This window comes from Streptomyces sp. LARHCF249 (assembly GCF_052871255.1).
Map to the genome: position 1 here is coordinate 1 of NZ_JBIXJQ010000001.1, position 13,427 is coordinate 13,427.

The 13,427-nt window shown below is 67.2% G+C and carries 15 protein-coding genes and 2 pseudogenes; 3 read left to right on the forward strand and 14 right to left on the reverse strand.

Annotated elements, in window-relative coordinates; genetic code table 11:
• Window positions 1-732: 732 nt before the first annotated feature.
• The 9 genes from ACIPUC_RS00005 to ACIPUC_RS00045 all read right to left on the reverse strand — a co-directional run bounded on the left by ACIPUC_RS00005 (window position 733) and on the right by ACIPUC_RS00045 (window position 8,039).
• Window positions 733-1,920: a hypothetical protein gene (locus ACIPUC_RS00005; RefSeq protein WP_446585899.1), complete on the reverse strand. Its 1,188-nt coding sequence runs from the start codon at window positions 1,918-1,920 to the stop codon at window positions 733-735.
• Between the two features lie 40 nt (window positions 1,921-1,960).
• Window positions 1,961-2,689, reverse strand: a complete 729-nt coding sequence (locus ACIPUC_RS00010; protein WP_446585900.1) for an AAA family ATPase — start codon at window positions 2,687-2,689, stop codon at window positions 1,961-1,963.
• A 57-nt stretch (window positions 2,690-2,746) separates the two neighbouring features.
• Entirely contained in the window at window positions 2,747-4,102 is a 1,356-nt protein-coding gene (locus tag ACIPUC_RS00015) for a transposase (protein WP_446585901.1), read from the reverse strand.
• A gap of 149 nt (window positions 4,103-4,251) precedes the next feature.
• Entirely contained in the window at window positions 4,252-4,578 is a 327-nt protein-coding gene (locus ACIPUC_RS00020) for a hypothetical protein (protein WP_446585902.1), read from the reverse strand.
• Between the two features lie 348 nt (window positions 4,579-4,926).
• Complete coding sequence (locus ACIPUC_RS00025) at window positions 4,927-5,346, reverse strand: M1 family aminopeptidase (RefSeq protein ID WP_446585903.1); 420 nt, start codon at window positions 5,344-5,346, stop codon at window positions 4,927-4,929.
• Between the two features lie 382 nt (window positions 5,347-5,728).
• Window positions 5,729-6,004: a hypothetical protein gene (locus ACIPUC_RS00030; RefSeq protein WP_446585904.1), complete on the reverse strand. Its 276-nt coding sequence runs from the start codon at window positions 6,002-6,004 to the stop codon at window positions 5,729-5,731.
• A gap of 284 nt (window positions 6,005-6,288) precedes the next feature.
• Window positions 6,289-6,459, reverse strand: a complete 171-nt coding sequence (locus ACIPUC_RS00035; protein ID WP_446585905.1) for a hypothetical protein — start codon at window positions 6,457-6,459, stop codon at window positions 6,289-6,291.
• A 2-nt stretch (window positions 6,460-6,461) separates the two neighbouring features.
• The gene (locus ACIPUC_RS00040; protein ID WP_446585906.1) at window positions 6,462-7,442 is read right to left on the reverse strand and encodes an NADPH:quinone reductase; all 981 of its coding nucleotides are present in this window, start codon (window positions 7,440-7,442) and stop codon (window positions 6,462-6,464) included.
• An 18-nt stretch (window positions 7,443-7,460) separates the two neighbouring features.
• Window positions 7,461-8,039, reverse strand: a complete 579-nt coding sequence (locus ACIPUC_RS00045) for a PadR family transcriptional regulator (protein WP_446585907.1) — start codon at window positions 8,037-8,039, stop codon at window positions 7,461-7,463.
• Window positions 8,040-8,164: 125 nt separating this feature from the next.
• On the opposite strand from ACIPUC_RS00045, the gene ACIPUC_RS00050 reads away from it, so the two are divergent.
• Window positions 8,165-8,557, forward strand: coding sequence for an ester cyclase (locus tag ACIPUC_RS00050; protein ID WP_446585908.1), 393 nt, complete (start codon window positions 8,165-8,167; stop codon window positions 8,555-8,557).
• Between the two features lie 227 nt (window positions 8,558-8,784).
• On the opposite strand, the gene ACIPUC_RS00055 is transcribed toward ACIPUC_RS00050, so the two are convergent.
• A complete protein-coding gene (locus ACIPUC_RS00055; protein WP_446585909.1) occupies window positions 8,785-9,663 on the reverse strand; it encodes a hypothetical protein in 879 nt (292 codons plus the stop codon).
• A 62-nt stretch (window positions 9,664-9,725) separates the two neighbouring features.
• On the opposite strand from ACIPUC_RS00055, the pseudogene ACIPUC_RS00060 reads away from it, so the two are divergent.
• Window positions 9,726-9,983 (forward strand): annotated as a pseudogene (locus ACIPUC_RS00060) (SMI1/KNR4 family protein); the annotation flags it as partial.
• Window positions 9,984-10,218: 235 nt separating this feature from the next.
• Here the strand turns inward: ACIPUC_RS00060 and ACIPUC_RS00065 are convergent.
• Window positions 10,219-10,584, reverse strand: coding sequence for a hypothetical protein (locus ACIPUC_RS00065; RefSeq protein WP_446586793.1), 366 nt, complete (start codon window positions 10,582-10,584; stop codon window positions 10,219-10,221).
• Between the two features lie 29 nt (window positions 10,585-10,613).
• Window positions 10,614-11,171 (reverse strand): annotated as a pseudogene (locus tag ACIPUC_RS00070) (terpene synthase family protein); the annotation flags it as partial.
• A 560-nt stretch (window positions 11,172-11,731) separates the two neighbouring features.
• Here ACIPUC_RS00070 and ACIPUC_RS00075 point away from each other — a divergent pair.
• Window positions 11,732-11,977: a hypothetical protein gene (locus ACIPUC_RS00075; RefSeq protein WP_446585910.1), complete on the forward strand. Its 246-nt coding sequence runs from the start codon at window positions 11,732-11,734 to the stop codon at window positions 11,975-11,977.
• A gap of 443 nt (window positions 11,978-12,420) precedes the next feature.
• Here the strand turns inward: ACIPUC_RS00075 and ACIPUC_RS00080 are convergent, their stop codons facing one another.
• Both ACIPUC_RS00080 and ACIPUC_RS00085 read right to left on the reverse strand, forming a co-directional pair.
• Entirely contained in the window at window positions 12,421-12,672 is a 252-nt protein-coding gene (locus ACIPUC_RS00080; protein ID WP_446585911.1) for a hypothetical protein, read from the reverse strand.
• Window positions 12,673-13,051: 379 nt separating this feature from the next.
• The gene (locus ACIPUC_RS00085; RefSeq protein WP_446585912.1) at window positions 13,052-13,237 is read right to left on the reverse strand and encodes a hypothetical protein; all 186 of its coding nucleotides are present in this window, start codon (window positions 13,235-13,237) and stop codon (window positions 13,052-13,054) included.
• Window positions 13,238-13,427: the final 190 nt, after the last annotated feature.

Below are 13,427 nucleotides of genomic sequence, written 5' to 3' on the forward strand. Positions count from 1 at the left end.
GCTTCGCTCCACCCCGAACGGCCTGCTCCGCAGGCCTGGGTGACCCCGTTTCACGGGGTCCGGGCCTTCGGCCCGTTGGGCAGGGTCCGCTCCGCTCCCCCGCCCGGGTCCTTCCGGCTCCGCCTCCAGGACCAGCCCGCTCCGCGGGCGGCTAGCAGCAGGGAGAGGGGCTGGACTTCGCCGCGGCTGTGCCAGTGCTGATCACGAAGTCCACTGTCATCGGTATGCCGATTCCTGTCAGCCGGATGACGAGTAGCCTCGAGGATCCCGGGCGGGAGAGGCCCGGTCGCCTCGGTGCTTCATTTAGAGGTGCAGATTGATTCTGGAACCAGGGGATCGTGGCGCTTCTGTGCGGAACCTGGGCTCGTTGTCGCCGACCGGTGAAACTGCGCAGTACTCAACCAACCTGCACAATCGCGCCCTGACCGACAGGCACCGCAGGTCAGATAACTGACGAGCCCAGATCCTGCACAGATACATTGCGCGAACACAGCAACTGACCCGCTCAGCCAACCTGCACAGCCCCAGGTCAGAAGCATGACGACTGCTCAGTTCCACTGACCAGCGACAAGTGCCCTGTCCGGCCGGAACGTCATCGCTTGTCACCGTCAAAGCCGCAACGACCTGTCACCAGCCCCGCCACGTCGAGCCGGTCACCGGCAAGAACACACTCCATGGCCCCGGGCAAAAGAAGACTCCCCCAGTGACAACGGACTGCAGATTCGCCGGCTCTCAGCGCAGGTGGCGAAGCTCGCGCAGGCCGTAGTCCGGTGGCAGCCACCCCTTCTTCCGCCTCTCGATGGTCTTACGCGTGTGGGGAGGCGGGTGCGGACAGCCCTGCATCAGATCGGGTTCGTCCCTTACCCACGCGAGCCCGTAATGAGCGGTACACACAGGCCAGACGGTCTTCACCGGTTCCTTCGGACCCGGTGCTGCCGCTCGCCGGCTCCGGCGCAGCTTGGGGCGCGGCGGTTGGGGTGGGCGGAGCTTACAGTCCTCGGCGAAGGCCGTGAGGGACGACAGCCCCTCGCTTCCCAGCGGGTCTCTGAAGAGTGGGCCGCTGGTGTTGGACCCGATCTTCCAGAGAAGAGCGGCCGCCCTCAGCAGCGGGCTGGCCCAGTCGGGAACGGGGTGGGTCATGCAGCCCCGGCGCAGTCCGTGATCGTGCAGGGTGATGGTCGTGCCGTCCGGGGCCAGATCACGGACGTGTGCGGTGGCGAGCTGGGTGGTGGAAGCGGCGGTGAACACGGCCGTGGCGAGCTGAGCCGCCAGGTACGGGTGCGCCGTCGCACGGTGAAGGCGCCACGCTACCTCCGCCTCGGTGACCGGCGGCATCACCGGCGGGAAGAAGTCCCGGTCCGCTGCCAGCGGTGCGGCGCACCGGCACGGCCCGGTCGAGTCGTCGAGGGCCTTGAGGGTGGTCAGGGCGGGCAGGCTAATCCAGCGGTTCGCCAACGGCCGCGCCGCTTGGGATGCCTGGCGCTCCAGGATGGCCGGCTCGGCCTCGGGCAGCAGAGCAGAGGCCTCGGCGACGCGGTGGTCCACCTGCCTCAGTTCACGTTCCAGGAATGCCCGCATGGACCGGTGGTGGCAGACCAGAACCAAGCGGACTCCGGTGCGCCGGCGCAGGGCGAGAAGGCCCTTGAATCGGTGCGGGGTAAGCAGGTGGGCGCGCAGCAGGGTGAGGTGGGTGATGGGGGTGGCCAGGATCCAGGCAGCCGCGATCGACCAGGCAGGGGCCGGGTCGAGGGGGCGGTAGCCGGCCACGGGGACCGGTTTGCCCAGGGCGGCGAGGATGTCATAGGCGAGCGCGATCGCGGCGTCGGTGCCCGGGGTCGGATGAACGGTGAGGCGCCCGTGCTGCGGGGCGTGGGAGGCCAGGGCCGCCCGGGTGTGGACCACGTCGTCGTACGGATCCACAACTACCGTGACCGGCGGAGGATTCGGGCAGTCCAGCACTTCAGGGCTCCAGCGGGCGCTGGCGCAGCTTGCTGTAGGACCAGCGCAGCAAGTCCTCGTCCAGGATCCGCCCGGACTCCTTCATCCCTGCGGTCAGGTGATGGGTGATCTTCGCCCAGGCCCGGAAATTGCCGTGCGCGGCCTCGTCATCGCACATCGCGATCAAGTCCGGATCCGCTTCCGCCCACACGGGATGAAAGGCCGGGATGACGGTGAGGACCTCCTCCAGCGGCATACGGTCGATCTCCTGCCACGCGTACACGCGGGACTCCAGCATCGGCTCGCTCTGCAGCATCTCGAAACAGCCGTCCCCGCCCGTGAACACGATCGTCAGGTCCGAACCGATGTCATCCCACAAATAGCGCAGGTACTCGAAACACATCTTCGACAGCCACTGCGCCTCATCACAGACCAGGACATGCGTCGCCTCCAGAGCGCCGCGCAGCATCCGGTCGAACTCAATCGGCTGCCCCGGCGGACGGCCCTGCAGGCCGAGCGCGTGGAACAGCTCGTGGCGCAGGTCGCGGGTCGAGGGCCGGGAGCGGAACTGGATCCGGCGCGTCAGCTTCGGCGCGAGCTCACGCAGCGAGGTGTTCACCGCCAGCGACTTGCCCCGGCCTGCCTGCCCGTAGATACAGATCATGGCTCTGGCCTCGATCGCGGCCCGGATGTTCTCGCGGACCATGAGCAGGGCACGCGTGGAGACGACCTGTGCGCCCGGCAGGCGCATGAAGTGGTCCTCCCGCTCCCGGGGCAGCCGGCCCTGCCGCTCAGCAGTCACCATCACTCAACGCTCCCCGCTGTCGTTATGCGCATCGGCCGCTCCCGGCGGCCCGCCGTCGCCTGCCTGCCACGCATCCGCCTGCGAGTCGGCCGCACGGCGAGGGCGGACAACCGGACGCGCCCACGAGGCCGGGGGCTCCCGCGGCGGAATCAAGTCCGGCAGCGCCCGCGCCGCCAGATCCGCGCCCCTAGCCCGGGCGATCTCCGCCTCGGCCTGAGAGGAGGTGACCGTGCGCCGCGGGCGGGGCACGGCAGCCGTCGTCGTCGCCGTGTAGCGGGCCTTGCGCAGCTTCTCCGCCGCCTTCAGGTCCGCTTTCAGCGCGCGGGCCTTCTTCTCCCTGACCGAACCCAGCGCACGGCGCTGCTCCACCGTCGCCGCCTGGGCCAGATAGGCGCTGCCCAGGTGCCGGCCCCACTCCTCGGTGGAGAACACCTCGATCCGCCCGTCGTAGTGCGGCAGATACCGCAGCCGGACCCGCATGCCGACGTGCCCGGCCATCCACGGCGCGATATAGGCACGACGTCGCCAGCTGATCCCGTTCGTGGTGATCTTCCGGACCCGGCCGTCGTCCTCCAGCGCGAAGAACGCCAGCCGCTCCTCCGCGACGTCCTCGACGGGCGCCGGATCCGCCTCCCACGCCTCCAGCGGCGTCAGCCCTTCCGCGAGACCCGCGGGGCGGTGCTCGGTGTTCCACCAGGCGACCCAGTCCAGCAAGACCTTCACAAAGTCCGGGTACGAGAGCAGGTCCTCCAACGGATCCGGGTGGTACGCCTCCGCGGGGCGCGCACGATGCGTATAGCCCGGCAGCGAGACCAGCAGCATCTCCTCCACTGCACCATTGAGGGCCTCGATGGTGCCCTTCCGGTAAGGCTTGTACGCCGGCAGGCCATCCACCGGAACCGCGAACGCGCCCGGAGCACGCTCCACCGTCCGGCACAGGAACTCCTTGCCCCGGTCCACCCGCACCACCCCGGGCAGACCGCCGAACGGGCCATACGGATCCTGCCCGCTGATCCCCGTGCGCAGCGCGGCCAAGACCGCGTCCCTCGCCGGCTGATGCGGAGTGACCGCCACTCCCACGATCGCCTTAGTCGCGACATCGATGAACCACGTCACCCACGGACACACCGCAGAGCCTTCAAGATCCACACGTACCGGGATCCGCTTGTGATCCCCCTCCCAGCAGGCGTTCCGATGCGTCGCGGGGCGCTTGCCGTACACGTCATACCGACGACGAGCTGCTTCACCACCCTTCAACCCCGCCCGCTCCCCCACCGACAGATCCCGCACGATCGCGCGCTGCAGCGTCGCCAGCGACGGCACCTGCTGCTCGTCCCCGGCCTGACGGGCCTGGTCCAAGAGCTCACGGTGCACCGCAGCCGCGTTACCGCCCCACACCGCCAACAGCCGACGCACGCGAGGGGTGACCATGAAATGCGGCCGCGGCAAAGGCCCCGTACGGCCCTCCCTGCGGGCCGCCTGCGCAAGCCGCTGACTGCCGAACGGCCTTAGGCGGCATCGGCGTCATCCGGCGGGGTGGTCGGCATCGGTATGTAGTCCGTACAGATCATGGTGTCGCAGGGATGCGTGCCCTGCGGCGGCCTGGTCGGTGTGTTTGGTTTGCTCGGGGCCGACGGCGGGGAGCCACGGTTCTCACCGTCGCCGTTGTCCGCCTGGCCGGGAACATGGTGCACGGCTGTCGCCGTTGCCGCGGAGCCGGTTTCCGGGGCCAAAGGGGCGCCGAAAGCACTGGTCGGCAGCAGCGCGCCTGCTGCCGCGAGGACGGCTGAGACGCCCAGCGTCACCAAGGGGCGCTTCGGAAGGGTGCGGTTCATTGGAATTCTCCCTCTGAGATGGCACTGACGAAATGCCGATGGATACGTACGAGCCGCCGGTCCACAGCGGCCGCATGTCAAGTCAGCCCCAGTCGGCGAACGGCGTCATGCCCCTGCATGTCGTGGCTTGACATCCGGCCATGACCCGTTGGGGCACCCTGCCAATTGGTGGCCAAGGCCCTTTGATGGGCTCGAGTAGATTCTGACCTGCTCTTTTATGGGTGGCCGGGATGTTTCAGGTGAAAGTTCCGGCCAGTTCCCTACCTTGCGGGCGGCTCACCAAGGCCGATCCGCAGGCATCTGCTCGGCTCCCCGAAGGGAAGTCGCCGCCGGAATCCGCCCCTCGGCCTAGCGGGGGCGGGCCTCCCCGTACAGCCAGACGTCCCAGACCTTGGTCAGGTCGTGCCCGGTCCGCCGCTCCGCGAACGCGGTGAAGTCGGCCGTACTCGCGTTCCCGTGCCGGTGCTCGGCGGCCCAGTCGCGTACCAGCGCGAAGAACTTCCCGTCCCCGACCTCCTGGCGGATCCGGTGCAGCACCATCGCACCGCGGTAGTACACCGGATTCCCGGAAATGTGCTCGGGGCCGGGCGGATCGGCGGGCGGGAAGGCGTCCCAGTCGGAGTCGGCGGCCTCGTCGACCTCGGTGTCGCCGGCCAGGAACGTGTCGAACTCCTGCTGCGCCATGGTCCCGCCCTGGTCCTCGGTCCACAGCCACTCCGCGTACGTCGCGAAGCCCTCGTTGAGCCACATGTCCTTCCAGGACTTCAACGGCGCACCGTGCGGACCGAAACACCGAGCCCCGACGCCACCAAACGCACATGAGCAGAAGTCAGCTCACCGCGGGCATCCAACGCCATCAGACGGGCAACCGCGCCCTCACGCCCCGACCCGGACGGAAGCACCCCGCCCACCAGCACATCGTCTTCCGGCAGCGCAGCCACCGCACACCACCACCCCGGCCCGACCCGGCCAACAAAACGGCTCATCCCAATGAGACCGCCAGGAAAGGGGCTACAGGACTAAAAGCCGCGAACGGGAGACAGCGACCGGTGGCCTGCGGTACAAGCAGCACGCGCAGGCGCAGCTCGCGCACCCCTGCCAGCCCAGTTTCTGACTGACCACCACTCCGATCAGCGCGGGAGTGATCTGATCAGGGCATGACTGACGAGCACTGCGTGACGCGCCACCACATCAAACTGTGGAACGAACGGGTGCTGCCGGACGGATTGGCGCCCGTCAGCTTCGGCACGGTTCTCCGGGGATCCATGCTGCCCATCGCGGTCTGGACGGGAATCACCGCCTTCGTGTACTTCATCCCGGGGATAGGCGTCTGGGGGACTACAACCCAGTCACCGCCGCGGTCGAAGGAGGGCTCTTCCTCGCCTTCTTCCTGCTCGGCTTCACACTCCGAAGAAGATCCGGACACACCACAAAGTGCAGCCTCTACGGCGCGACAGGCGGGGTACTCGACAAATCGATGGCGGGGTTCTGAGACCCGACAACACAGCCGCCCACGACCACTGACGCCCGCAACACCCCCATAGACACCGCACGTCGTTGTCCAGCAACAACGCACACCGATGACACCGAACACACCGCATCAAAATGTCACCACCAGGAAAGGACCCACCCCCTGAACAGCCCAACGACGACCACCCCGCGATGACAACTACCGCAGCGACCTAGTGACAATCACCCGCGGTGTCGCAGTCAGCGGCCGGTGTCGTACAGAGCCGCGGTGAACTGCTCGTCGGTGACGGGCTCCAGCCAGGTGGTCCCGTAACCGCTGCTGTCACCGACGACCATTGCGATGTGGAACATGAGGGTGGTGTTTGTGGCGCCGTACAGGTGCGCAACCGCGTTGACAGCGAACCCGGTCATTTCTACGGGATGGTGACCAGGATGCGGCCGTGGCCACTGCCGGCGTCGACGTGGTCGTGGGCCTTGGCGATGTCGTCCAGCGGGTAGCGGTCGCCGACGGCGATGGTGAGGGCGCCGACGGCGGCTGCGGAGGTGAGGTCGCGGGCGGCCAGGCCCTTGGCCTCGGCGGGGAAGTCGTCACTGCCGAGCAGCCGCAAGGTGACGTTGTTGAACAGCAGCGGCCAGAAGGGGATCTCGGTACGGTCCGTGCGGGTGGCGTAGGCGGCGATGACGGCGTTGTTGGCGGCGACGGCGTTGTCGAGATCGGCATTGTCGGACAGCGCGACCTCGATGATCCGGTCCACGCCCCGCGGCGCGTACGAGCGGATGGCCGCGGCGGGATCGCCGGTATCCAGGGCGACGGCGTGGGAGACGACGGCCGGGTCGACACGGTCGAGGTCCGCGGTACGGCGGACGGTCGCGATCACAGTCGCGCCGGCCCAGTGGGCGAGCTGGGCGGCCAGGGAGCCGACGCCACCGAGGACTCCGTGGACCAGGACCAGCCGACCGTCGACCGGGCCGTCGGCGAAGACGGTGCGGTGGGCCGTGATGCCGGGGATGCCGAGGCTCGCCCCCAGCTCGTCGCCGAGGTGGTCGGGCAGAGGTTCGGCTTGGTTCTCAGGTACGACGGTGTACTGAGCGGCCGTGCCGAAGGAGCGGTAGGACTGAGCCCCGTACACCCAGACCCGCTGTCCGACGCGGCGGGCGTCGCCTCCGGTGCCGACGGCGTCGATGACTCCGGCGGCGTCGCTGTGCGGGATCACCCGTGGGAAGGGCATGGACGAGCCGAGCCAGCCGCGCCGCTTCTTGGTGTCGCCGGGATTGACGCCCGAGACGGTGACACGGACGCGGACCTCGCCGGGGCCGGGGACGGGATCAGGTAGTTCGCCGACGTGCAGGACATCGGCGGCGGGGCCCTGGTCGTCGTACCAGGAAGCAAGCATGGGTACCTCCGTGGACAGTCAGCTCGCGGGAACGGCGGGCGCACGCGGATCGCTGTCGGCGCATCCGGTGTCGAATGCGGGCGGTTCCTCGCCGAGGGTCTCGCGCAACCAGGTCCGCTCCGCGCGACTGGTGGCGCGGGCGGTGAGCAGCATGCCCCGCCGGTAGGGGTCGGCGACCTCCTCGGCACGCAGGGGCCGCTCGTTGTCGTAGAAGAAGCTCGCCGGCGCTTCCAGGAACTCCAGCCGCCTGCGCAGCACCGCGTGCCGTTCGGCCGCGTCGGACAGGTGGGAGAGGAATGCCAGGACGATGTAGAACCGGGTGAAGTCGGTGATCTCGTGGTCGGCGGGCTTGCGCAGACGCTGAAGCATGTCGGCCCGCCCGGCCGCGGTCAGGCTGAGCACGTACCGGGCAGCCCCCGCGGCCGGGTCGGCGCGCCGCTCCATCAAGCCCGCCCTGGTCAGGCGATTGATCGCCGGATACAGGCTGCCGTCACTGACCGGCCGCGTATAGCCGGTCAGCTGTGAGACGCGGCGGCGCAGCTCGTGTCCAGCCAGGGGTCCCTCGGCGAGGAAGCCGAGTATCGCGAGTTCCAGCATGCCTCCATCTTCGCACGCGGACATCGAAACGATGCAAACATCGATTCGATGTTACGCTCGCAGGTATCCGCCAAACGTCTTTGGAGAGGCACAGCAAGATGCCATCGCAGTCCACCGAGTCAGTGATGAACCGCTTCGTCGAGTTCATCAACACGGGCAACGAGGACCTCGCTCGCGAGGTCATTTCTCCGGACGCGGTGTTCCACGCGCCAAGCCACCCGGAACCCCTGCGCGGGCCCGATGGGTACATGGAAGTCCTCGGGATGATGCGCAGCGCCTTCCCCGACGTCCAGTGGACGCTGGAGGAGACGGTCACCGAAGGCGACACCGTGGCCGCGCGGTTCACCATGCGGGGAACCCACGACGGTGAATTCTTCGGGATCCCGGCGAGCGGCAACAAGATCTCGGTGCAGGCCATGAACTTCTACTATCTGGCCGACGGCCGGATCGTCGGCGAACGAGGCCAGCCCGACCTCCTCGGGGTGATGCAGCAGATCGGTGCCCTACCGGCGCCGTGAAAACCAGTAACTACCGCTGCCGGACGGTGCCTGTACGTCGCTGTGAAGAGGGCGAAGGCACACACCAGGGCGCGGGCGGCCGCAAACCGTGGGTTCGGGCCGAAGCCAGCGTCACGCGACCGCGTTGACAGAGAAGTTAGTCTGCGCAGGTCAGCGGCTTTGGCCGGGCTAACTTCGCTGTCAAAGGACACACATGTCGGCCCCAGCGCGAAGAGCTCTGCTGTGGTCTACCGTCGGAAGCCGCGCCGGGGGTCCCTGATGCTGCGGTTGTCGAAGGCGGTGAACCAGGCGGCTTCCCTGAGGTCGCCGATGCCCATGGACTGGTTCATGGGGTTCTCCGGGTCCTCGATCCCGCTGAACTTCGTGTGGAAAAGCATCAGGACGTCGTGGTCCTGGAACAGGAGATCGGAGCAGCTGTCCCAGCTGTAGTCGTCCTCGTGTTCCGGGAGGGAGTTGTGGTCGTCTCCCTCCTCCCGGTCTTCCAGGTACATCGGAGCGTCCTCGAGGGCCAGGTGCAGGGCCATCTCCTCGGCGGTGCAGGTGGGGTGGGGCCAGTTCCCCTTGGCGAGATCCCCGGCCAGGTCATCGAAGGCGCGTGCCATCCGCCGACGCCAAAGGTGGTCGGCCGTCCACGTCAGCCGAGGCAGCCGGTCGAAGACTTCCCACGTCTCAGAGTCAGCGTCCGACAGGAACTGGTCGCCCAGACGCTCCGCGTCGTCGTAAGTCTGGTCCGCGAGGACCACTAGCGCCGTGTGGAGCAGGTCAGCCGTACGGGGCGTCAGCTGCCATCGGCACTCCTCGCAATCCTCGTCTTCGCCCTTGCAGGGGCAGGCCTGAGTCTCGAAGAGCGCGGCAAAGTTCGGGGTCTTGCTCTCGCTCGCCGACCGGGTGCGCTGCTCTCGCAGGCGCCATCCGTGAGTGAACCGAGTGATGATCGGTCGCCTGCTCCAGTCGGCCAGCTCATCCCCGTCTTCGGGGCTGAGGAGCTCCGCAGAGGTCTGGTCCTCAAGCGTCTCGGTTCCCGCGACATCTGGATCCTCGGTGAGGGTCATCACGGCCCCGATCAGATCCCGCGGATCGTCATCGCCGAGTTCGGACGCCGGCAACGGCTCCCATCCACGTGCTACCGCGGCGCGCAGGAGAGCGTCCTCGTCCGTGACGTGGAACTCTCTTCCTCCACGTCATCGAGATGGGCTGCACCGACGTATGCGTCATCGCGGTGACCGGTCCCCTCACCGGCCGCGTCCTCATCGGCAACGGCGATGGGTTCTGGGGCCCCAACGTCTCCTCCGCCACCGACTTCCTCGACTGGTACGAACGCTGGCTCAACCACATGAGCGCCGGACGCGACAACCGGGCCCTGGAACTCACCTCACCCCAGCTTCGTGCCCATCCCGACCGGCATCGCATGGCCCCGAAGATCTGACTCTCCGTGACAGCTACACGGAATGTGTGCCAGAACCGAGTTCGGTTCTGGCACACATTTCGTGAACGATCTTGACTCGGACTCCACCAGCCTCTCGTGACATCCAAGCCGCGCAGCTCTCGTGGCGCGTACGTCCTGCCGGCGGAGAGCCAGCAAGATCGTTTACGGAATGTTTGCCGGAGTAGCTTGCGTCGGCTCTCGTACCGCTGGGATGAGGCATGCCAGTCAGTGGCGATCATTTATGGAACAGACCCTGGTCTGTGGGTTTGAAGGTGGTGCCGTGTTCGGTGATGGTGACGGTTCCGTTATGCATGGGGGTGCCGTCATGGTCGGCTCCCCAGTAGCGGGGGGCGATGCGGTGCCAGTGCAGGTTGCCGCCAACGGCGTATGAGATCGCGTCGATGTAGCGGCGGACGTCTTCACGCATCCCGAGTGGGCTGGACAGGATCGCGGTGGCGAGGTCGCAGAACGCGTCTTGGGCCTGGATGATTCGGGAGGCCTGGTAGTCGACGGCTTCCTGGACGCTGAGGCCTTGGTGGCGAAGCAGCCAGAAGGTGTTGGCTCTCTCTCCCCGATGCGCGCTTCCTTCGGGAAGGAGCACAGATCGTTGATCCACATGACGTGCTCGGCAGCTAGGAGTTCCAGCGCTGCGAGGTCGGACCCTGGTGTCATGAGGTCTGTCATGTCGCAGCCGCCGACGCAGCCTTCGGCGGGAACGGTGATGGCCGGCAGGGCTTCGAGATTGATCAAGCGGAAGGCGAGGAAGTCCTCCCAGTCCAGCCAGCGGCCGGTCAGCCGCATCTCGGCCTCGACGATCATCGTCTCGTTGGCCTCGCACATCCTGCGCCGCCATCTGGCCATCCAGGCAGGGGTGGTCCACTGCTCCATGTCCTGGATGGTCTGCCAGAGCAGATGTTCGGCCTCGTGGTCGGGCGGTGGTTCGTCGCCGCACATGATGCGACCGAAGCGATCCGTCCGGGCTTTGATCGCTTCGAGGTCGCCGCGGATCTCAGCGTTGGTAAACCCGTCATCGTGGATGATGTATGCGCAGGCCCAACGCACGAACGCACGAACGGGCCCCGTTGGCCGCGTGACACGATGTTCAGCGCCCAGCCGGGGATGTCGGATTGCATCACGCGCCTGCCGACACGCGGCCCCAGATGCTTCAACCACAAGGGGCCGATCCACTCGGGTGTCTCTGGGATCAGTTCGCCAGCCAGTGGGTGGATCGCGTGCGGCAGTCTCGTCCCCGTATCAGGTACATAGAAGCTTGTCCCGATCGGTAACTCGAGAAGGCTCGGATCGACACTGATCATTCCTGCCCTTTCTTTCATGGCGGCGGAGCACTCGGGCGGTGCCGGTCGAGGTCACTGGCGGCAGGGCCGCCGCTGAGCGGCGGCGTCGACGCCCGGACGGGCATGGCGTTCCAATGAGCCTACGGACGTGTGCCGAGGGCGGCCAGCAGCATCGACTAAGGTCCACCTGCGCTCGGTGGTGGTCCTACGAAGGGGCGCTGCCCGTTCTCGGGTTCTGGCACACATTCCATGAACGATCTTGCTGGCTCTTCGCCGGCAGGAGGTACGCACCACGTGAGCGCGGCTTGGATGTCACGCGAGGCTGGTGGAGTCCGAAGCAAGATCGTTCACGAAATGTGTGCCAGAACCCGGTTCTCGTGAACAAAGCCAGGTGCGGGAACCACCGACGAAAATCCGCTGCGCGGCTCAGCCGTCCCCTCCTACGCTCGGCACATGACTCAGGGTGTCGCGTGGAGCGAGCACAACGGGACGGTAAGCCGTGCGTTCGAAGACTGGCGCACCGCCGGTGCAGAGAACCGCGCCTTCCTCAAGCTCTCCGCGCAGTGGGCGGAGGAAGCGTACGACCGTGAGTACAGGAACGCCGAGGACTCCATGAGCAGGGTGTTCAATCCCGACGTGCACTACGGCGACGAGCACGTCGACATGTTCGATGCCGCTGTTGACGGCAGACCATCGTGAACTGCGAAACCCCAGCTCAGCGTGTGCCTGCTGCCTAGCGCGGGCCATCTATCGCGCACAGCGCCAAGTAGCGTGCTCAAGCGCCACCTATCGCGCACAGTCACAGTTCACGAGCGCGAGCCGGAGGGTGTCATCCCGTCTCAGGCCAGGGGAGCGGAGGCGACTTCCGTCCCGTGGCAGGAACCGAAGGCCGTGTACGAGGCCATCGCCGCGAACATGTCGGCGAAGCACCGCGAGGAGCTGACGATGCTCCTGCTCGAGGACAGTCAGGGCAATTAGCAGGCGCTGACTCATCCCGAAAGGGCCCACCGCGCAGCGAGCGCGGTGGGCTCCGACTTTTGTCCGCGGACAAAAGTCGGGGCCGGGTGGGAGGGACCGTCCCTACGACTGGCTGGCTCTGTCTACATGTGGCTCGTGCCGTCGAACCCGCGACGGCCTTCCGACTATGGCTGCTGCTGGTCAGTAGGCGAGCGGTCTGTCACGACGACGGACAGCAGACTGTCCCCGTCGCGAAGGCTGGGGATCTTCGTGTTGCTCATGCTGCTGGCCAGCAGGCCCCAGTTGGACTTCTCATAACTGAGGACCGGGCTGTCCTTGGGCTCCCGCCGCCACCCGAGGCGCTCCAGCTCCGTTCCGATCGCGGGCAGCGCCCGGTCGGCCTCCTCAGTGGGGAGGGCAACCATCCAGTCGGCCATGCTCGGGTGCTTCTTACCGTTGCGGGTCGTGGTCGTCCTTCCCTTGTCGGGGTCGAGACCGGCCTTCCGTACGGCTTCTCGGACCTCTTCCTCCACTGTGTCCCGTGTGAACGCTGCGGCCGGTGCTGCAGTGGAGGTCACAGCCGAGGCCGATGAGTCCGAGGCTCTTGCCTCGCCGGCAGCGGTGCAGCCTGCTGTGGCCAAAGCAACCGCTCCGGCCAGAGCCATCGCCACCACCGACATCCTGATACGCACGTACACGTGACTCCCACCCGTTGAACAGGGTGGGAGTCTCGCACACCCCGCGAGGATCGGGGCAGGAGGGTCCGGCACGCTTGCCAAGGCCGACACGCTGCGGAGCACACGGCAGCGGATGGCTTCACAGGCAGTTGCAGCCTGTGGCGTAGAACCACAGGAAGGCGGTCGTCGCGGCGGTCAGGGTGAAGGCGGTCGTGGTCACGGCGGTGAGGCCCCGAGGGCGGCGATCCTTCGCGGGGTCGCGGAAGGTCTTACAGGCGCCGTGGGCGAGGAAGAGGCTGAGCGGTCCAGCCCCTGCGATAGTCAAGCGCGGGCTGAAGGACCGCTGCGAGGTCTGTAGGTTGCGGACGGGCCGCCCAGGGTGAGTGGGGCGGCCCGTCTTGTTCAGTGGAGGTCGGTCTCTTAGAGGTCCTAACAGAAGCTGTTGATCATGTGGCCTTCAGTCCGGATGGTCGTTGGTCTGGCCGTGGGGAAACGTCAGTCGCGGCCGTGGATCG

Coding starts and splice junctions, on each gene's coding strand:
- ACIPUC_RS00010 (WP_446585900.1), bottom strand. CDS start 2,689: ATGCGCCTGCCGGGCGCACAGGTCGTCTCCACGCGTGCCCTGCTCATG.
- ACIPUC_RS00020 (WP_446585902.1), bottom strand. CDS start 4,578: ATGAACCGCACCCTTCCGAAGCGCCCCTTGGTGACGCTGGGCGTCTCA.
- ACIPUC_RS00035 (WP_446585905.1), bottom strand. CDS start 6,459: ATGACCGGGTTCGCTGTCAACGCGGTTGCGCACCTGTACGGCGCCACA.
- ACIPUC_RS00040 (WP_446585906.1), bottom strand. CDS start 7,442: ATGCTTGCTTCCTGGTACGACGACCAGGGCCCCGCCGCCGATGTCCTG.
- ACIPUC_RS00045 (WP_446585907.1), bottom strand. CDS start 8,039: ATGCTGGAACTCGCGATACTCGGCTTCCTCGCCGAGGGACCCCTGGCT.
- ACIPUC_RS00050 (WP_446585908.1), top strand. CDS start 8,165: ATGAACCGCTTCGTCGAGTTCATCAACACGGGCAACGAGGACCTCGCT.
- ACIPUC_RS00075 (WP_446585910.1), top strand. CDS start 11,732: ATGACTCAGGGTGTCGCGTGGAGCGAGCACAACGGGACGGTAAGCCGT.
- ACIPUC_RS00080 (WP_446585911.1), bottom strand. CDS start 12,672: ATGGCCGACTGGATGGTTGCCCTCCCCACTGAGGAGGCCGACCGGGCG.